Raw genomic sequence first — 18490 nt, forward strand, 5'->3', positions numbered from 1 at the left:
CGCTCGATCAGCGAATGGTCGGCTGCTTGCCGGAGAGGCTGGCGAGCAGAGCCAGCGGTCCGTCAAACGGGCTGCTCTTTTTTCCGGGGAGGTGATCCATCGTGATGGTCACCGTCACACCGATAGGGACAGAGGTATAAAGGTCTACGACATCGCGGGACCGCATGCGGATACAGCCATAGCTGACCGGGCGGCCGAGTTGTTTCTCCACCGGGGTGCCATGAATGTAGATGCCGCGCTCGCGGGCGTTGGCATTCTGACCTTCTGTTCCCTCCAGCCAAAGGATGCGGGTCACAATGGGGTCGCGGCCAGCGGCATTGATCGGAAGGATTTCACCAGTCGGCTGGCGGTGCTTGAAAACAGAACCCTCCGGGAGGCCGCCACCGAGCTTGCTGCAAACCCGGAGTTTTCCGAGCGGCGTACGGTACGAATTGTAGCTGTCGCCGACACCATAACGTGAGGTCGAGATGGTGTATTTTTTGACGACCTCGCCCCCAGAAACCAGGGCCAGTTGCTGATCGGCCACGCTGACGAGGATTTCCAGATCCGAGGATGTCGGTCCGGCTCCCGGGATGGAAGCTGGCAACGGGATCTCGGGATTCACCGGGACGGCGGATTCCTCGGCTCTCGCGATTGCGAGCGTCGAAGCAAGAAATATGGGCAGTAAAAAGCGGTTCAGTTTCGTCACGGTCAAAGGCAGGCGCGGCGAACGCACCATCGGCGCTTCCGAGAAAAAAGCAAATTCTATGCCGCTACAAATGTTTTTTTACCTCACGGGAACCAGCCGGGCCTCAATGGCGGACTCGGGCAAACCGGTGAGGGCGGCGAGACATTCACGGTAAACGGCAATTTGTTTCCCGTGGCGTTTCTCCAATTCCGCCGGCTCGGCGTCGTCGGTCTTGAAGTCCAGCAACAGGGCCTGATCGGCTTGCACAACGACCCGGTCAAACACGCCGGCTACCCGCCGCCCATCGGGCAGCACGACATCGAAAGCTTTCTCCCGCCAGAGAGTCGATTTCCGAGTCGGCTTTTCGAAATGGACCGCGTTCTCCGGGTTTTCAAGAAACTCCCGCAGAAGCATGGCCGCCTCTGGCGAGACGCTGTCGAGGTCGGGAGTGGGTCCTGGGAGCCATTCCACTTCGGCGAGGGCCGCATGGATTTCCACGCCGAGATCAGCCGAGGCCTGGGCGGCAAGGATCGCGCGTCCGGGTAATGTCGAGGAGTGCGTTTCTGAGGGGTGGGAGGCTGTTCGTGCCGTACGGATAGGCGAGACGGAGGCATCAAAGCCAGCAGGCTCAGCCGGAGCGGAAATTGTCACCGGTTTTCCGGCGGCGTGCCATTCTTCGTTGCCCAGAACGTATCGGCCCGACTTTCGCGGAAAGGTCAGGTGAAGCAAACGGTTGAAGTCCCGGCTCGTCGTACTGTCTTTTTGCGCCGTGGTGAGCAAATAAAGCCCGCGTTTCGCACGTGTGAGGGCGACATAGTAGAGGCAGAGGTTCTCGTAACAATCCTCTGCCACGTCCTGCTCGTAGGCTTCGCTCAGCACGGGATCGGCCTCGCAGACATCCTTGTTGGGCAGATCGAGACCCCAGTCGACATCGCCGTGATCATTGACGTGCAGGTGGATCGAGCTATCGTCGCGGCGGCTGGGCAGTGAGACTCCCTGCACCTCCGGCAGGATGACCATGTCAAAGTCGAGCCCCTTTGACGCATGGATCGTCATTACCCGGATCGTGTCTCCCGATCCGATTTCTGTGTCCGTGAACCCCTGCGCGTAGGTGACAAACTCATCCAGCGTGCCTGTGCCGCCGGTGACGGCTTCAAACTCCACCGCCGCCTCGATGAGCGTCTCGAAGCGGCTTTGGAGATATTCGCCGCGGGATGGGGCGGCCTGATTGACCCATTGCCGCACGGCCTCGGCAAAACCCTGCGTGCGGATAAGGTGCAACGCCGCGAGTCGGAAGTGCTCTGCTCCCTCATGCCAAAGCGTGGCAAAGGGCGACATGAGAACGTGTTTTTCCGCCAGCGTATCATGTGGATGCGCCAGCCAGTGGACGAGCGCCAGGAGGGCTCCGGCCAGTTCATTGTCCGCACAGGGAAAGAAGCGTCCCTCGGCTGCCGCAGGCAGGCCCTCAGCGCGCAGGGCGTTCACCACGCTGGCGATACGGGAGTTGGTCTGCACGAGGACGGCGCAGGTCCAGCCTTTCTCTATTGGGTTGATCTCCGCGGCAAGGCGGGCCGCCTGCTGATCGAGAAAGGAGCTGCCTTCATCCGTGGCAAATGTCTGCCATGTCACACAGCCGCGGCCCGCCTGGGGGTTGGACGCGTGGTGCTGCCGCCATGAGGCCTGCCACCGGCTGAGGGTGGCGGCGGGAAACTCGATGATTCCCGCCTGGTCGGATAGATTGCCGGGAGAGAAAAGCGTATTGACACTTTCCAGGATCTCGGGGACCGAGCGGTAAGAGGTGTTTAGCGATTCCGAGACGTCGATCCGGTCCTCGCCCGAGGCATTGTAATACCGCGCGATGTCATCGAAGAGCCGGGAGTCGCCACCGCGCCAGGAGTAGATTGCCTGCTTGGTGTCACCGACGTAAAAAAATGAGCGTCGACCGCTCTCGCTTTGAATCACCTCGTCGATGAGATCGCGGATGGCTAGCCACTGGAGGCGGCTTGTATCCTGAAACTCATCCAGGAGCCAGTGGTCGTAGGACGCATCGAGACGATAATCGATGGCCTGGCGCACGTGAGGACGCAGAGATTGCCCGGACCATGCGCCGGTATCACCCGAGGCGAGCATCCCGGTGATGTCGAGGAAGGTCAGCTTGCCTGCCTGGCGGACCGTACGCTGGTACGTTCGCTCAAATTTCTCAACCAGCGCGTGCAGGGCCCGCGAGCGCGTGATGCGAGTTTGCAGATCGATGGAAAGAATGGATTTTGCGATATCCTCGACGAGCGGACGCAGGGTCTCGGGAAATGCGAAGGTTTTGCGGCTGAGCTTCAGGTCGAAACACTCCTCGGCTTTTTTGGATGGCGGCGCGGAGAGAGCCTTGAGGGCAAATCCGAGGCACTCCTTCGGCACGACATGGCCGGCTTTCAATCGCCCGATTTCGTCGAGGAGTTCCCGCCAGCCTTCGCGGTGCTTATCCTCCATGTCGGAGTGGATTTCCTCCAGTTCGTCGGCAAAAAGCTCCACCCGGGCAGAGAGGTGACCGGAGTTTTGAAAGGGTGGATGTTCGCCCCAGATGTCACTAGGGTCGCCCCATACATGCTGGGCGGGAGTCTGCAGATATTTTTCATGCAGAGTCGCGACCTGGCGGTCGACGGTTTCGATCACCGTACGCGACTGCCGGTTTCGGCTTTCCTGACGGAGAAGCTCAAGGAGTTCCGCGAAAGATTTGTCATTTGCCGCATGCGCGCGGAAGACAGCTGCAAGCACGCCGCGACGCGTCACGTCGAGAAACTGCGGGTCGAGCACGGTGATTTCTCCCGCCAAGCCGCACTCCAGCGGAAACACGCGGACCACCCGGGCAAAGAATCCGTCGAGCGTGCCGAGCGCGAGTTGCGGCAGCTTGCGCACCATGTCCTCGAGCAGGCGGTGGAAATCCGCCTGCTTCAGAGCGGGAAAACCGACGGCACCGGCGAGTTCGCGTGCCCCCATGTCGGAAGATGAGGCCTTGAGCAGTCGCTCAAAGATGGCGTCCAGAAACTCTCCCGCCGCCTTGCGGGTAAAGGTGAGGGCGATGATTTTCTCGGCGGGAACGCCCCGGGCCAGCAGTTCGATGAAACGGCTGGTGAGGCGGTATGTCTTGCCCGATCCCGCGTTGGCGATGATTCGCTGATGGCGCAGAGGGTTCATTCGGGCCTCCCTTGCAGCCATTCCAGAGATTCCTCGGAGAGAACATCTTCCGGGGCTTCTCCGAGGAAAAGCGAGTCATAGTCGTCGTAAAGCGGCTCGCGGGGCGGCCAGAATATCCCGCGCGCGATACGCTCGGCGATGGCTTCCGTACAAAGCGTCGCGTTGCTGATGGTCTCCTCGTCGAGATCAAACATCGCGATCTTTGCGTCCTCCACTCGTTCCGGGAGCAGGAAATATCCGACGACCGGAGGTGCGAGATCGTCGCGCCACTTGAAGAGCGAGAGTTCGCGGTAGAGGGGGAGTTGAAGATTCGTCCAGTAGCGCGGCTTGCCATCGCGAATAACTTCTTCGCCTGGCAGGAGTTCCGCGGGACAGCGCGAGGAGAAATGCGCCTCATCAGGCGACTTGTCACGGGCGAAGGTCTTGTAATCCAGGATACGCCGCTGGCCGGTGCGGATATGCACCTCGATTCGGTCCAGGCTTGCGGAGATCGGCAGACCGAACCACTCCGGAGATTTCTCCCCCTTGGGGCCAAACCGGTACTCGGAGTGAAGAATCTGCCACCCGGCGGCCCGCTCCCCAGCCTGGATCTGCGCCATTCGCGACAGGCGTACGCGCAGGCTTTCCTGCTGCACTCGTACGGGTAGCGAAGGGTGCAGACCATGCAGTCGTACCACCTCCCGGTCGAGCGCGTCGTGAAGGAAGCGCTCGATGATGCGGGGATCGTCACTCTCGCGGGCGACCTGGTCCTTGGCGAAGCGATCAACGACCGTGTGAAACAACAAACCAAACATCGAGGCATTCATCTCACCGGCCTGCGGATCGATGGCTCCCATGCCGAGCACATGCTTGAAGTAATACCGCATCGGGCAGGCGAGATAGTCGCCAAATCCCGTCACGGGGAGCTTCGTCATCGTCGCTGCCCTGGGCACCTGCAGTCTCCACTCGCGTCGCCGCCGAGGCGAATGGCGCAAGGTTGGGACGGAATGAAAGACCCGCGCCACGCGAGTGGCGAGTTCCTCTGGCGGGCAACGCAGGAGCAGCCGCGAGGGCTTGGCTGGTTCGCCCCCCGCATTCATGCGTCCATAGAGAAACTTGACTGCTCCGGGAGGGCGGGAACGTAGGATGTTGTGGAGGAAAAAGGCGTCGCGCGCGTAGCGTGAGCGGTTCGTTGAGAGACCCAGAGTCTCCCTCGCGCTGTCGGGCAGAAAGGCGTGCCCATTGGTGGATGAGGGGAGGGCGCCCTCCGTGCAGCCGGTGAGTACCAGGTGCTCCTCTGCGAGCCAGGGAGCTTCCAGCCAGCCATTGAGTTCCACGGCATCTGCAGAGTGGGCGTCGTAAAGAGCGATGCGGCGCGCGGCCTCACGGATGCACTCACGAAGTAAATCGCCGTTTTCATGAGCGTGAGTCCGTGCCTCGCGGAGGGCGTTGATATAGCCGCGCAGGGATTGGGCCTCGCGGGAATGGGACTCCAGCTTCGCTTCACCGTAAAGAAAAGCTACAAACTGCTCCAGGCCCTCCACGAGGTCGGATGCCGCGGCGAATTCCTTGCGCAACGTCTCGACGGTTTGAACAAAGTGAGCCCGCTTGCGAAGCATCTCAGGCTCTTCCTCGATCGGGCGTTGGAAGTACCCTGCGACATCCTGCCAGTAGTCGATCAACATCTCTGTGCGCACGAGGTCGTAGGCCTCGAGGCTGTGTGCGGGTACGAGGCTGGCGGTGCGATTCAGCGCGGCGAGAAACGCGGGAGATTGCACCACTGGAGCGAGGGCTGAGACGAGCTCGCTCGTGCAGAACTCCACCCACGCATCGGTGAGGACCGCGATCTCGGCGGCGGCGAGAGGTTCCCCCTGGGGATCAAAGACCTCACGATTGCGCCGCGCAAACGCGCTGCGCGCCTGGGCTTTGAGGGATTCATCCGCCAGGCAAAGACCCGCTCCGGGAGCCGAGGCGATCAATCGGGCTGCCTCCTCGGCTTCGGAATAGGCATCGGCGGTCACGATGATGTCGCCTGCACGGATCGGGATGGTCATTTCCTCCCAGTCCTTGGCCGCCGGGGTTCCCCAGGCATCAAAGGTGATCTCGGGTTCCCCCGGAGCATCGACGAGGACGGTGATGCGAACGCCGCACTCCTCGAGATGATTGAAGATCAACCGGTGCAGGCGTGGGAGATCTGCGACATTGGCGATGACGATATGATCCAGCCCGGATGGTGGCGATGCCTCAGCAATGGCGGCAATGCGGGCCTCGTTCGGGTCTGCATTCTGGAGAAATGAGAGGTAGCCGCGGTAGAGGGTTGCCACCGCCTCCCAGCGCTCGGCGTCGTTGGACAACAGCTCGGGCAGCTTTTCCGAAAGCGGGGTAAGGGCCGCCTCCGCGAGCGATGAGCAGAGATCGAGGAACGTCTGTGCGAGCCGGGCCGAGTCGCGGGCGGGGATGGGGAGCCGAAACCCCGGCAGCAAATCGCTCACCGCATGGGCCTCATTGCTGATCGCTCGACTCCAGGCTGCGAGGCGCTCGGAGGGTGTCGCCACCTTGGGAAGCAGGGCGTCAATGAAGCCAAACGGGGTAGAGATACGGGGCGGAAAGAGTCCGGCGCCATGATCCTCGGCCAGCAGCGATAACTCGTCTCTCAGCCTCCGTCCCGCTCCTGCCGTAGGCAGCAGGACGGCCACAGTGCTCAGATCCCATGGTTTGCTGGAGGCCTGACCGGCCAGCCATTCCGCGGCCTTCTTGACCAGCGGTCGAGCTTCCGTGAGGAAAACAGGCGTAGGCATCCGCTTTATTGAGACCCGGAGCCCAGGGCGGCGCGGAGTGCCTCGACCTCCTTGGCCAATTGAGCGGGAGAGGTCTTTTTCTGGTTTTCAACCTCCTTGGCGATCGCCGTGACGGTTTCACGCATCTGGTCAATGGCCTTGCCACGGAGTAGCGGTGCCATCATGGAACCCGGGGTGACCAGGTTACGATAGCAGATCAGGGATTCCTCTCCGTAAGGCTCGATGCGAAGACAGCCTTCGCTATCCTTCGTCTGGGTGGCCCGGAGCAGCTTCCAGTCGATGCGATAAACTCCATTCGTCAGGCTCAGGGAGTTGCGGGCGGTATAATACTCGTCGGGCAGGATGGGGATATCGACGCCGTAGTCGACTTCGGCCACACAAGGGCTCACCTGCTTGGAAATCTCGGACTTGAGCAGATTGGGAATGTATTTCGTTGCGCCGGGGTAGTTTGTGAAAACTGCGGCCACTTCCTCGGGTTTGGCGGCTACCCGGCGATAAAGTCGCACGCGAGGCCACGGTTTTCCTGCAATGTCCTCCGTGACAACGACTAACTTGCCGTCTTTAACCTGTTGAAGATAGCTGTCGGAGAGTTCTTTTGCGATTTCTCCTGCCTGGATGCCGGAAGTTGCGAGAATAAGCCCGGTACCGAGGAGGCACCGCCATCTTTGCCAAGCTGTCTTCATGCGGGGGAACGCAATACGGAATATCACAGAAATCAGCAAACAGGAAAGGAGATGTTTGACTCCCGGAAAATCAGCCGTTACCGTCTCAGGCCCCAAAAGAAAGGAAGGTGAAGATATGCCAGAAGTGACAGTCCGTAAAGGAGAGCCAATCGACCGCGCCCTTAAGCGCCTCAAGTCGAAGTTGGACTCCGAAGGCATTCTCGACGAAGTCCGTCGTCTGCGCGCGTTTGAAACGCCCACGCAGAAAGCTCGTCGCAAAGCGAAGAACAACGCCAAGCGCGCGAAGCTCAAGATTCGTTTCAACCTGAACCTTCCTTAAGCAATTTTTTGCCGAAGGTAATCATAGCCGGCTGCGGTTTCCTTGGAGAAGCCGCAGCCGATTTGTTTTTTTGCTCAGGCTGGGAGGTGCTTGCCTTCGCTCGGGAGGATTCAGTGCGGCGGTTGGCGGGAAAACCTTATGAGGTTCGCTCCCAGGATCTTACGCAGGAGTTTTTGCTCGATGCTCCCTGGCGTGGCGCTGACGCCCTGATCTACGCTGTAAGCACGCGGGGGGGGGACGTTGAAGCCTATCGCATGGCCTATCTGGAGGGATTTCTCAATTCCCTCGCTGCCGCCAAACCCCGTCGCTCGCTCTTTGTCAGCAGTACATCGGTCTATGCTCAGAGAGACGGCGAATGGGTGACGGAGGACAGTCCTTCCGATCCGCCCCGGGATACTGGGCGCATCCTCCGCGATGCCGAGGGGGTCGCCCTCGCTTCGGGTGGGTACGTAGCGCGGCTGGCCGGACTGTACGGTCCGAAGCGCTCGGTTTTGCTCAAGCGCTACCTCGCAAAGGAGGCCGCCCTCGACGGGGAGGGGAGTCGCTGGATCAACCAGATCCATCGCGATGACGCAGCGAGGGCCCTCTTCCATCTTTACGCGCATCGTTGCGCTCCTGGTATTTACAATGTAGCCGATGACCAACCGGCCACCCAGCGGGATGTATACCAGTGGATCGCCGACTTCCTCGGCGGAGCACTGCCCGCTCCAGCGCAGGGCGATGTGGTCCGTCGACGCGGCGCAAGCAACAAGCGTGTTTCCAACGCGAAGCTCAAAGCCGCGGGATGGACGCCGCTCTTCCCGGCCTACCGCGTGGCCCTGCCGGATTTGGTGCGGGCCGAGGAGTGATTTTCGGCGAAAAAACCCTTGGCGGACCCGACTCCCTGCATAAAGTCTCCCCGATGCTTCTCCGGAGTCTGGCCCTAGTCGCAATGATCGCCATCGCCACCACGGCGCAGGCGGGCCAGCTTTCCCGGACGAAGCTCGTCGCTGCCGCTGTCGAGAGTGCAAACGATAACATCGCCTCCGGGTGGTGCGGACGTGGCATCTACTCGATCCTGAACAAATCCGGTCTCGGAGCAGGTCTTAAGCAGGGAAACGGTCAGGACTGGGAGAAAATCCTCGCCGATGCCGGATGGAAGCCGGTGGCTTGTGTTTCACCTTTTAAGGCTCCTCTAGGCAGCGTACTCGTCTATCTGGGTGATGCCCGTATGGGGAAACGTAATCGCGGCACGCCCGGCGGTTCCTACGGTCATGTGGAAATGGTTGCGCTCGCTCCGAATGGCCAGCGCCTCTACGTATCCGACTGCCCCCGTGCCCTGCCTGGTGGATCGGTTTTCGATAATTTCACCAGGCGCGCCTGGATGCCTCCGGGTGGTTCGATTCTCACCCCCTTGCCGCCTGTCGATCAGCAGGTGGCCGTCGTGCTCGAGGAACGCAAGCGTATGGCGCTCGCGTTCTTCGATAAACGCCAGCAGCTGACCGAGAACAAGACGACGACATCCTCGGTGCAGGTGCAGTAAGGCATCTACGTGTAGTGCAACTGCGCTGTTGCGCGGCAGTCGGCTGAGGCCGTGACACGTACCCAATGCGCGGAAAACCCGTCCGGGAAGACGTGCGGGACATAACTCCCGGCTGGAACCTCGATGCGTGCGTAGGATTTCCATACCCCGCAGCCAAGGAAGTCGACCTCGACGTTGAAGGTTACTGCATGGGCGCTTTCCTGGGAAAGGTGCAGGACCTTTTTGTCGAAGCCAGTCATCAGGTACGGATCGGAGGGTTCGCCCGCCTTTACCGCATCCTCCCACCATGGGCCGCCCCAGCCCTTTGGCTTGCCGAGATTCCACAGATCGTCGGTGCGACCGAACCAGAGGCCGGACTGAGGCTCGGCGCATTGCAGATTGCCGCCTCCCTCGTGACTGGTGTTGTCCGCGCCGATGATGAGCATGCCTTTCCATGAGCAGAAATCGCCATGGACCCAGAGGTGGGTGGAGATGGGGCGGATGCCCCACACGCGATTGCCGTAAGCCCATGGGGAGAGTTCGTAAAACATGCCATGATGATCCATGAGCAGGCGCTCGTGATCGACGGAGCGGATGCGCGGCCATTCGGTCTGCCACTTGTGGTCCCAGCAGTGGGAGGCCTTGGGCAGACGGTAGGTGCGCCAGGTCTTGTCGGCTCCGGTGAAGACCTTGAGAATCGCCGAGGCGCGATCCCAGCCGGTGGCGAAGACATTGCCGCCGTACGGCCCGAGTCCTCCGAGGCCTACGTAGGGTTTGCGCTCGATGACGGTCCATTTTTCTCCATCGTACTCGGCCAGCGTTCCCTCGCTCTGCTTCCCGAGGAAGTCTGGTTCGCTGTAGTCATTGTTGACCACGACGAGGCGCCCGCCCTCGGTATAGCAGTCCTTGTAGTGACAGGAATATTCGCCGGGAGTGGAGAGCGCCGCAGTGAGGTCAAAGATGAGCTTCACCTCAAGGGTATGGACGTTGAGTTCGAAAAGCTCGCCCTCCATGCCGAGCATGTAGACGAGATTCTCGGGATCAGTCAGGTGCGTGGCCGTGCCGCAGAGCCGGATGTCGATGAGTTCGCGCACGGTGCGCACGGTGTGCTGCGTGTCGATGAGGTGCGGCCCGATGATCAACTGGCTCGACGGCGCGTGGACGAAGCGGTTGGCGTAAGTTCCGTCGACCGCGGCGGGATGCACTGTCATGGAGAAATCGTCCTCGATCACTCGTAGCCCCGCGCCCGTGCCGGTGTGCCGACGGTGGGAGACGTAATTTAGCACGTACAGTTTGCCCAGCCACGGCATGAGGCAGCCGATGCCGATCTCACTGCGCGGCGGGCCAAAGTCCGCGACCTGGGCAAGCGAAGGAATGACGCCGGAAACACTGAAGGGAGGCTTGTTCATGGCATCAGGATTCCCCGCAGCCTCGTGTTGCGCAATGGGCTTGAAATGTTCACAGTAACATCATGGAGGCCAAGAATCGCCCAACCCTTTATGACGTTGCCCGACTGGCGGGCGTCAGCCACATGACCGTTTCGCGTGTTGTGCGCGGCGGGTTTCGAGTGTCGCCGGGCACGAGGGAGAAGGTAGAGGCGGCGATTCACGCTCTCGGCTATCGGCCTGATCCCGCGCTCTCGGCCCTGGCGGCCTATCGGGAACGGCGAGGTCGCCGCCATGGCAGTGTGCTGGGTTATCTTTTGTGTGACGAGGACGAGTATGGGCTGCGCGTTCTCGCGGGAGCTCGCACGGAAGCCGAGCGGCTGGGATATTCCATCGAGGCGCAAAATCTCCCGGGTCAGATCGGGGGCAGGCGTCGCCTCGCTCGCCTGTGGTTTCACCGCGGGGTGCAGGGTGTGTTGCTCGGGACCTCTCAGGTGCCACAGGATTTGGAGGGATGGGATTGGGCTTTCTTTGCGCCCGTTTCGCTGGGCGCGCTCGCGCATCATCCGACGATGAACAGTGTCGCCATGGATTACTTTGACGGAGTGACGAGGGCTGTGAACTGGCTCCGGGACCAGGGCGCGCGCCGGGTTGGCTTTGCCGTCGCCCCCTCGCTGGAGTCCCGCACCGGTCATCGCTGGCTTGGCGCGTATGCGGCATCACTCGCGGGAAAGAACGGGATTCCGCCTTACGCCGGGAACATCGACGATCATGACGCCCTACGGCGGTGGCAGCGGAGGTTTCGGGTCGACGGGGTTCTGACCATTCACGCCAGCGTCTGGATGGCGCTCAATGAAAGAGTTTCCGGTTTTGCCTTTCTCAATTCCTTCGAGTGTCCGCCGGGGGTGATGCATATTGCCTCCTCCCCGGCGGATATTGGCAGCGAGGGGGTGAGGCTGGTCCATCACCAGCTTCTGGCCGGAGAGCTCGGCCTGCCTGCCGAAAGCAAGACGCTCTCCCTGCAGGGAAAGCTGGTGGTCTGACCGTTATCCAGACATCTCGCGCCATGAGAACCGGGCGAAGTATAGCGGGGAGTGGCCGAAGTGTTTTTTGAAGAGACGCGAGAAATGGTATGTGCTTCATAGCACACCTCGAGGGCGGTCTGCTTGACCGGCATTCTTTCGGCGAGGAGCGATTCGGAGGCCCGCAGCATCTTATTGTGGGTCAGTTACTTAAATTGTCTGGATTGGTTGAATTGCTGGAACACCCGGCAAAGCTGGGTTGGGCGGAGATGCAACTCGGCGGCGAACTCCTCAGCCGGAGAAAATGCTCGTCGATCTAATCCCGGCAGAGTGAAGTTTTCACTGATTGATGTGTTCAGCGGCGTCGGTGAGCACACCGCGTCGGTAGCCTTGAGGAGGGATGCGGGGACTTCCGAAGCTTCGGAACCGAAGTAATCGACGGAATATTTCGGCAGCGACTGCCGGGCGTCGCTGCGCATTTCATAGGCGATGCAGGTCGTGGATGCCGAGAAAAGGCTGTGTGTGACCGCATGGATCGATCACGCGGAGGGGAGGGCTTGCAAGAATCTATCTCGGACCTGAGAGAACCCTCGGCGTTTGGAATGCGGGTAGCTTCTAGTTGACGAGAATAGTGGCATCCCAAGACGAGCTGGTCAGTTGACACCTTCGCCTATCAGAAATGAAGAAACTAAAACATCTAATCAGCGGGGCGAAGCCATCCAAAGGGTTCAAATCTTCAGGGAGAAGTGTAGAGCTTTGGAGAGACAAACATTCGCGGAAAAAGCATCGCAAGATGATGTGGCAAACAACTCCATTTGCCGTTGATTTCAAAATTGACTCGATGCGACATGAGTGACGCAAAACTTACTGGGCCGCCAAGTTTCGTGGACACGACCTATATCCACTATATAAGGTCACCCATAACAGCCGAACCCCAATATATAGAGATTCGGCTTGACAAGGCCTTCTTCAGACGGCATTCCTCCAGAGGAAGGGGCGGATGAATTAGGTTAACGTGATCGTTGCTAATTCCCCGAAGGGGATACCAATGCACTTGATGAAGTGCCCCCCTCAGTCCCCATACTAGTAAATCCGTGACTTTGTAAATCGTTAAAGAACACGATAACTTCGTGCAATTTCTTACAAGGGGGCTTTTTCAGATCATAGAAAACTGGAGGCGAGGGGAGTCGAACCCCTGTCCCTGAAGCGTTCAGCGCGACTTTCTACATGCTTAGACGACCAAAGGTTTTGGAGCGATGCTACGGGTCGTCGCGCTACCCGCTCCTGAGCGTCCACGAAATCGAATTCACTCTTGGCCGCGGTCGCCCCAGCCTTGAGCTAGCCTGCTGTCGTCGTATTTCCGCCTAGCAGGCGTCACCGGAAACACGTCACGGCACGTTAGGCCGCGAGAGCGAGATCTTCGTAATCTGCGTTTATTTGTTTGATCCGATTTTTAACGAGGCCAACGAATCATCCTCGGCATGCGGGCCGGGCATCAAACTTCACGTCGAAACCAATACGCCCCCGTGTTGGGAATAACATGGCATGGTTTTGCGGACTTTCAAGTCCTTGATTCAGGGAGACTGCGCAGGGTGATGATCGCGATTTCCGGAGGGCAGGCGATGCGCACGGGTGGAAAGGACGATCCTGAGCCGCGCGAGACGTAGACGCGCACAATGGGACCCTGGCAAAGACCTTCCCGGTACTTTTGTCCGTAGCGAGAGGGAAGGTGCGGCGCGCCGATGCCGGGGATGATGACCTGCCCACCATGGGTATGGCCGCTGAGCATGAGGCCCACGCGCTCATCGCGCAGGGTCTCGGCGTAATCGGGATTGTGACTCAGGAGGAGAGCCGACTCCGCCGACATCGCGCCTGAGAGCGCCTTGCGAGGGCGCTGCCGGTCCCTCCAAAGGTCGCCCACGCCACCGATGCGAAACTCCGCGCCTCGTCTGCGCAGGTCGATGCCATCGTTGGTCAGGTCGTAGATGCCGGCGGAGCGGAGAGCGTGTCGCAGGGGGGCTGCTGCGTAATCCGCGTGATCGTGATTCCCAAGAACGGATACGACCCCGCGCCGGGCCTGCAGACGGGAAAGCTCGCTGACGCAGCCGGGAATCCACGGCCTGCCGCAGTGAATGAGATCGCCGGTGAGCGCGATGAGGTCGACGTCCTGCAGATTCGTCCGGTCGACGATTTGCCGCAGATAGGAGCGGGGAATCCACTCGCTGTGGTGCAGGTCGGTGAGAAGCGCGATGCGGAAGCCGTCGAATTCCCGGGGCAGCCCGCGCAGCGTCACACTGGTGCGCGTGACCACGCAGTGCGCCGCCGCCAGGAACGGCCCCAGGGCGAACCCCAGGGACGTTCCGGCTATGGCCTTCGCGGCAAGTGAGAGAAAGTCCCGGCGCGTCACGGGTTCCCTAGTAGGATTCGGTGGCAGCCTTGGGCATGGGCGGAGGAGTCACTGCGGCCGTCGCCCGGGCGGCAAATTTCTCCGACCAGTTCACCTTGGCGGTGACGACCATGAGGATGGCGAGGGTGATGATCGCGCCGATGGTGATGGTCAGCCCCGTGATGCCGTCAAAGAAGAAGCTGTAGCTGAAGAGGACCATGTAGGCGAACTGCGCCGTCGCCGCGAGGCTGGCAAACTTTCGCCCCTTCGCGAGAAACAGATATCCGGAGACCAGCACCAGCGAGACGATCGCGGAGAGCAGGAAGGCTGCGCCGATGGGAATGAGGTCCACGAGATAGGCGAAGAGCAACTGAAAGGCGAAGCAGCCCGCCGCGAGGAAGAAGTAATTCATCGGATGCAGGTCGACCTTCAGCAGCAGGCAGAGGATGACGAGGATCGCGAAGAAGAACAGAAGCGATACCGGAGCAAAGAAGCTGATCCGCGCCGCCGTCGGGCCGGGATTCAGGACCTTTGGCATGTCCATGCCGATCGGGCGCGCGCCGATCTGGTCGGGGTAATCCCAGGTGAGCGTCCAGCCTTTGGCGGTCTGCTCCCGGTTCGTCGGAGACCCGGTGCCTTCCGGGAAGTCGATGGACCGGAAATCGGTCGCCATCTGGAGATTGAACTTCTGTACGCGGGTCTCACTGCCGAACTGATAGCCCCATGAGTCGAGCCCCCGACTGTCGTAGGCGACGACGAGGACAGCTTTCTCCTCCGGCGCCAGGGTGACGGCCTCCGTGATGGGCGCGGTGCCGTTGATGGTGGCCTGCGTGGGTTTGCCATTGAGCGTGTAGGCAAAGTTGTTGTAGCTCGCGTCTGCCGAGGGCAGAGAGAACTGGACGAAGATCGTCTGCGGGATGGGCGTCGGGTTGGTGAAGGTATACTCACCTCGGAAGCCCACCGTGTAAGTACGAGCCCAGAGCAATCCCTTGCGTTTGGGCTCATAGCCGAGGCTGACGTGGATCGCGCTCGAAACGGGTCTCAGCGCGGCGCGTCCATTGGCCTCGGTGGGAGCCTGGTAATACGCTGTCGGGTGGGGCTGCCTCATGACGGGTCCCCAGGTATCGGAGACTCGATCCCAACTGGCGGAGGAGGATTGTCCGGTCCGCAGGTCCAGCGCTCCGCCGAGGATGAACCACCCCACGGCGGTACAGCAGAAGATGAAGAGGATCGCGAATAAGCGTTTGGTTGTCATGATTTGGCAGGTTTTTCGGGTTTTTGGTAAAACAGCTGGACGGTGGCGGCGTCGCCTCGGCCGAGTTCGCGCTTCAGCCGCACGAGGTCAGGGCGCGGGGAGGGTTCAAAGTCGACATTGCCCTGGATGGCGACGGTCTCGTAGGGCTTCGGTATTTCCAGATCCCACCCCAGCTTCTCGATGAGGAAGGGCGCTCCGGGCAGGGTGACGGAGAACTCCCCGCGCACCGGATCGAAAGCCTTTCCTCGCGCGGTGTAGGTGAGTTCGATCTGCGATTCGCCCTGGCTGGACGGCGGAGGGATCGGCAGAACGATGTGGCTCGCATCTTTTTCCAAAGGGGCAGCGTTGGAGCCATTCACCCGGCAGGTCAGGATCTCCGCGTCCTGGGGCATGGCCAGCGTCAGGTCGACGGCGTTGTCGTGGCGAATGATCCAGCCCGTCTTGGCGAGATAGGACCCATCCCGCACGGCACGCATCTCGACGTTGAGCTGACGGATGATGGTGGGAGCCTCGACGCGTTTGGTAGGGAGAGGCGTTTCGCGAACGATCTTGGGTGTCATTTCGCGGGTGACAGTGATTTTTTCGGCTGCCCCGAGTTGCCAGCGAAGAGCTTCGCCCTCGGGAGTCGGAGCGCCGAGGCCTGCGACCGTGATGGTTTCCGAGGCGTCGGCGCCTCGGATCGTCAGCGAGCTAAGGGCAGACTCCGGGATGGACAGATCAAGCGCCCAGCGCCCTGAGGTGTCCCGCGTCGCGGCGGTAAAAACAAGCACCAGCCGGACGCGGGATTTTCCCTCTAGCAAATACTTCAATCGCCCGCTCAGCACGGAGAGCACAGCGTCCTTGGGTTCCACCCGCTCGACGCGGGCGGCGGAGCCGAGTAGCGGAACAAGCTCGGGGTGGTCTGAGAAATTCTGGATCTCGAAGGTCGCGGTGCCGGTGACCCGGTCTTTTTCCAGCGTGAGCTGGTAGTCGGCGGAAAGAATGCTGAAGGCGAGCGGCGCGGCCGGTGGCGGCTCCTTGCGCGCGGCATCCAGCAGGGCTTTCAGCTCCGGATAGCTGAGCGTGACACGCGCTTCGTTAAGAGGGGGCGGTTCCGCCGCGGCGAGGGCGGCGCTTGCGAGCAGCAGTGAAATCCAGCGCATGGCCGGAGACTGGCAGGCCCGTGTGAAGCGATGATGAAGAGATTATGAAATCTCCGGGAATTTCACCGCGAAGAGCGATCCTTTGCCTGATTCGCTCAGGAACGTCACCGCACCATGGTGCTTTTGGACGATGGACTTCACGATGGCCAGGCCAAGCCCGGTCCCCCGCCGTCCCGTGGCTGGGTTCACGGTCGTGACGAAGCGGTCGAAGACCTTGGGCTGCAGTTCGGTGGGAATTCCGGCGCCTTCGTCGGCGACCTCGATGCGTGATCCGTGGAGGGAAAACCGCACGTGTTTCCCTCGAGGCGTGAATTGCAACGCATTGTCGAGCAGCGCCTCTATTACGCGGCGGAGCTGGTCGGCCGGCACAGCGATGCGGGTGGCTTCCTCTCCGATGTGCGATTCAAAGACGATGCCTGCCGCCTCGGCCCGTCGGGCGTAATGCTCGGCGACCTCGGCAGCGACCGAGTTGAGCGAGGTCTCTGCTGTTTCCGCTGGCTGGGTTTCGATGCGAGACAGGGCGAGGAGATTGGAAACGATCTGGGTGAGCCGGTCGACCTCGGCCTGGATGTTGCGGAGGAATTTCTGGCGTGTTGACTCGTCCGGACTGTCTTCCAGCACCTCGGCTGCCCCGCGAATGGCGGCGAGCGGAGTTTTCAGCTCATGAGAGAAGGTCGCGACCATTTCCTCGACATAGGATTTTCCCTCGAGTTTCAGACGCATGCGCTCAAAGGCACGGGCGAGATCTCCGAGTTCGCTCTTGGTCCAGGTTTCCAACTTTACTCCGGCCTCGCCATCCGCAATACGCTCCGCGCGTCCTGCCAGATCAGTGATGACTCCGGTGAGGTAGCTCGAGAGAAGATAGGAGGTGAAAACCGCCATGCAGAAGGCGATCGCGGCCGGGATGGCAAGATCTTGGAACGACCTTAGAATGGATTTGCGGACATCGGCTGTCGTCTTGATCACGCTGACCGCTCCGATGATGTTGCCGTGACGGTAGACTGGAAGCGTGCTGAAAAGGACGACTGTCTTGCGATCAGGATCGCGGATCCATCGGCTGCCGTATTCGCCTTTCAAAGCCTTGCGTACGTCCCGTTCGTCCGCCCGAGCCAAGCCTTTGGGAAATGCCCCGGTTGTATCCCAGACGACATTGCCGCCGTCGTCGTAGATCACGATCCGCAGGTCCGGCGAGAAGTCACGGAAGACGCGGGCGTTGATCTCGCGAACGGTCGGGAGATCGGAAAGCGAATCGCTGCCCGAAGAGGCGAGTGACTCTGCCACGACGAGCGCCGTGTCGATCATGCCGCGTTCCGTGGAGCGCACATGGCTGCGCTCGATGCCGAGGCGCACCTGCCAGAGAAAATAGAGCGCCGGCAGAAAGATCGCCACCAGCAGCAGGGCGAGGATCTTCCAATGCAGGCTGTGCAGCGGAGGCGCGAGACGCGAGATAAGGCGCTGAATAAAATAGACCGCACGCCAGAATCTGGAAACCGGCTGCCCGGACGTCATGTGGATTCCTCGCGCAGGCGGTAGCCGACTCCTCGCACGGTCTCGATCAGATCAGGATCGGTCAATTTCTTGCGCAGAGTCTTGATGTGCGCATCCACCGTTCGGTCTGTGACGAGTCCGCCATCCGGCCATGCGCGGTTCAGAAGTTGATCACGGGTAAAGACTCGTCCCGGCTCCGCCTGCAGGGCGGCCAGCAGGGCAAACTCGATGCGCGTGAGGTCGAGCGATTTGCCCAGGAAGGAGGCGCGATGCGTGGCGGGATCCACCGAGAGCGCGGCAGGTGGTGGATCTGCGGCACGCTCGAAGCGCCTTGCCACCGCCTTGATCCGGGCGGTGAGCTCGCGCGTGCTGAAGGGTTTTGCCAGATAATCATCGCCGCCGAGTTCCAATCCCACCACGCGGTCGACCTCCTCGCACCGCGAGGTGAGAAACATGAGCGGAGTTTCCAGCGTGCGGCGGATCCGGCGGCAGACTTCAAATCCATCAATATCCGGCAGCCCGACGTCGAGTAGGATGAACTCCGCCTCGCCCGCGCGGCGCACCGCCTCGAGGCCGGATGATACGCAGGTCACGTCATGGCCTTCCCGGCGCAGAGCATAGTCCAGCACCTCAATGATGCCGGGATCGTCTTCCACGACGAGCACTCGCATCGGAG

15 protein-coding genes and 1 other RNA gene are annotated in these 18490 nt (G+C 60.9%); 4 read left to right on the plus strand and 12 right to left on the minus strand.

The genetic code is table 11. The features are described 5' to 3' along the window. Positions 1-7: 7 nt before the first annotated feature. From TSACC_RS20490 to TSACC_RS20505, 4 genes are read right to left on the minus strand one after another with little or no spacing between them, the layout of a single operon-like run. Positions 8-718 carry a L,D-transpeptidase gene (locus tag TSACC_RS20490; protein ID WP_075081306.1) on the minus strand — a complete coding sequence of 237 codons (711 nt, stop codon included), beginning with the start codon at positions 716-718 and terminating at the stop codon, positions 8-10. Between the two features lie 48 nt (positions 719-766). Continuing rightward, the gene (locus TSACC_RS20495) at positions 767-3856 is read right to left on the minus strand and encodes a UvrD-helicase domain-containing protein (RefSeq protein ID WP_075081307.1); all 3090 of its coding nucleotides are present in this window, start codon (positions 3854-3856) and stop codon (positions 767-769) included. Beyond that, the gene (locus tag TSACC_RS20500; protein ID WP_075081308.1) at positions 3853-6633 is read right to left on the minus strand and encodes a PD-(D/E)XK nuclease family protein; all 2781 of its coding nucleotides are present in this window, start codon (positions 6631-6633) and stop codon (positions 3853-3855) included. Before TSACC_RS20500 ends, TSACC_RS20495 begins: the two co-directional genes overlap by 4 nt. A 5-nt stretch (positions 6634-6638) precedes the next feature. Beyond that, complete coding sequence (locus TSACC_RS20505) at positions 6639-7316, minus strand: hypothetical protein (RefSeq protein ID WP_075081309.1); 678 nt, start codon at positions 7314-7316, stop codon at positions 6639-6641. A 115-nt stretch (positions 7317-7431) separates the two neighbouring features. Here TSACC_RS20505 and rpsU point away from each other — a divergent pair, with 115 nt between their 5' ends. The 3 genes from rpsU to TSACC_RS20520 are packed head-to-tail and all read left to right on the plus strand — an operon-like array spanning position 7432 to position 9157. Then, positions 7432-7635, plus strand: coding sequence for a 30S ribosomal protein S21 (rpsU, locus tag TSACC_RS20510; RefSeq protein ID WP_075081310.1), 204 nt, complete (start codon positions 7432-7434; stop codon positions 7633-7635). 8 nt (positions 7636-7643) lie between these two features. Then, a complete protein-coding gene (locus tag TSACC_RS20515) occupies positions 7644-8483 on the plus strand; it encodes an NAD-dependent epimerase/dehydratase family protein (protein WP_075081311.1) in 840 nt (279 codons plus the stop codon). A gap of 53 nt (positions 8484-8536) precedes the next feature. After that, positions 8537-9157 carry a CHAP domain-containing protein gene (locus TSACC_RS20520; RefSeq protein WP_153811561.1) on the plus strand — a complete coding sequence of 207 codons (621 nt, stop codon included), beginning with the start codon at positions 8537-8539 and terminating at the stop codon, positions 9155-9157. A 5-nt stretch (positions 9158-9162) separates the two neighbouring features. On the opposite strand, the gene TSACC_RS20525 is transcribed toward TSACC_RS20520, so the two are convergent. Then, on the minus strand, positions 9163-10545 hold the full coding sequence (locus TSACC_RS20525) for a hypothetical protein (protein ID WP_075081313.1): 1383 nt from the start codon (positions 10543-10545) through the stop codon (positions 9163-9165). A 62-nt stretch (positions 10546-10607) separates the two neighbouring features. On the opposite strand from TSACC_RS20525, the gene TSACC_RS20530 reads away from it, so the two are divergent. After that, a complete protein-coding gene (locus tag TSACC_RS20530; RefSeq protein ID WP_075081314.1) occupies positions 10608-11564 on the plus strand; it encodes a LacI family DNA-binding transcriptional regulator in 957 nt (318 codons plus the stop codon). Between the two features lie 185 nt (positions 11565-11749). Here the strand turns inward: TSACC_RS20530 and TSACC_RS22010 are convergent, their stop codons facing one another. The 7 genes from TSACC_RS22010 to TSACC_RS20565 form a co-directional block, all read right to left on the minus strand. After that, a complete protein-coding gene (locus tag TSACC_RS22010; protein ID WP_153811562.1) occupies positions 11750-12022 on the minus strand; it encodes a hypothetical protein in 273 nt (90 codons plus the stop codon). 690 nt (positions 12023-12712) lie between these two features. Beyond that, positions 12713-13069: a transfer-messenger RNA gene (gene ssrA, locus TSACC_RS20540) on the minus strand. A gap of 35 nt (positions 13070-13104) precedes the next feature. Continuing rightward, positions 13105-13950 carry a metallophosphoesterase gene (locus TSACC_RS20545; protein ID WP_169809730.1) on the minus strand — a complete coding sequence of 282 codons (846 nt, stop codon included), beginning with the start codon at positions 13948-13950 and terminating at the stop codon, positions 13105-13107. Positions 13951-13957: 7 nt separating this feature from the next. Further along, positions 13958-15184, minus strand: coding sequence for a hypothetical protein (locus TSACC_RS20550; RefSeq protein WP_075081316.1), 1227 nt, complete (start codon positions 15182-15184; stop codon positions 13958-13960). Continuing rightward, positions 15181-16326, minus strand: coding sequence for a hypothetical protein (locus tag TSACC_RS20555; protein ID WP_075081317.1), 1146 nt, complete (start codon positions 16324-16326; stop codon positions 15181-15183). Before TSACC_RS20555 ends, TSACC_RS20550 begins: the two co-directional genes overlap by 4 nt. Before the next feature lie 42 nt (positions 16327-16368). Beyond that, positions 16369-17835: an ATP-binding protein gene (locus tag TSACC_RS20560; RefSeq protein ID WP_075081318.1), complete on the minus strand. Its 1467-nt coding sequence runs from the start codon at positions 17833-17835 to the stop codon at positions 16369-16371. Continuing rightward, positions 17832-18485 (minus strand): winged helix-turn-helix domain-containing protein, encoded by a 654-nt coding sequence (locus TSACC_RS20565; protein WP_075081319.1) that lies wholly within the window; start codon positions 18483-18485, stop codon positions 17832-17834. Before TSACC_RS20565 ends, TSACC_RS20560 begins: the two co-directional genes overlap by 4 nt. Positions 18486-18490 lie beyond the last annotated feature (5 nt).

The sequence above is a fragment of the Terrimicrobium sacchariphilum genome (assembly GCF_001613545.1).
Lineage (GTDB): Bacteria > Verrucomicrobiota > Verrucomicrobiia > Chthoniobacterales > Terrimicrobiaceae > Terrimicrobium > Terrimicrobium sacchariphilum.

Coding starts and splice junctions, on each gene's coding strand:
- TSACC_RS20490 (WP_075081306.1), bottom strand. CDS start 718: ATGGTGCGTTCGCCGCGCCTGCCTTTGACCGTGACGAAACTGAACCGC.
- TSACC_RS20495 (WP_075081307.1), bottom strand. CDS start 3,856: ATGAACCCTCTGCGCCATCAGCGAATCATCGCCAACGCGGGATCGGGC.
- TSACC_RS20500 (WP_075081308.1), bottom strand. CDS start 6,633: ATGCCTACGCCTGTTTTCCTCACGGAAGCTCGACCGCTGGTCAAGAAG.
- TSACC_RS20505 (WP_075081309.1), bottom strand. CDS start 7,316: ATGAAGACAGCTTGGCAAAGATGGCGGTGCCTCCTCGGTACCGGGCTT.
- rpsU (WP_075081310.1), top strand. CDS start 7,432: ATGCCAGAAGTGACAGTCCGTAAAGGAGAGCCAATCGACCGCGCCCTT.
- TSACC_RS20520 (WP_153811561.1), top strand. CDS start 8,537: ATGCTTCTCCGGAGTCTGGCCCTAGTCGCAATGATCGCCATCGCCACC.
- TSACC_RS20525 (WP_075081313.1), bottom strand. CDS start 10,545: ATGAACAAGCCTCCCTTCAGTGTTTCCGGCGTCATTCCTTCGCTTGCC.
- TSACC_RS20530 (WP_075081314.1), top strand. CDS start 10,608: ATGGAGGCCAAGAATCGCCCAACCCTTTATGACGTTGCCCGACTGGCG.
- TSACC_RS22010 (WP_153811562.1), bottom strand. CDS start 12,022: ATGCGCAGCGACGCCCGGCAGTCGCTGCCGAAATATTCCGTCGATTAC.
- TSACC_RS20550 (WP_075081316.1), bottom strand. CDS start 15,184: ATGACAACCAAACGCTTATTCGCGATCCTCTTCATCTTCTGCTGTACC.
- TSACC_RS20555 (WP_075081317.1), bottom strand. CDS start 16,326: ATGCGCTGGATTTCACTGCTGCTCGCAAGCGCCGCCCTCGCCGCGGCG.
- TSACC_RS20560 (WP_075081318.1), bottom strand. CDS start 17,835: ATGACGTCCGGGCAGCCGGTTTCCAGATTCTGGCGTGCGGTCTATTTT.
- TSACC_RS20565 (WP_075081319.1), bottom strand. CDS start 18,485: ATGCGAGTGCTCGTCGTGGAAGACGATCCCGGCATCATTGAGGTGCTG.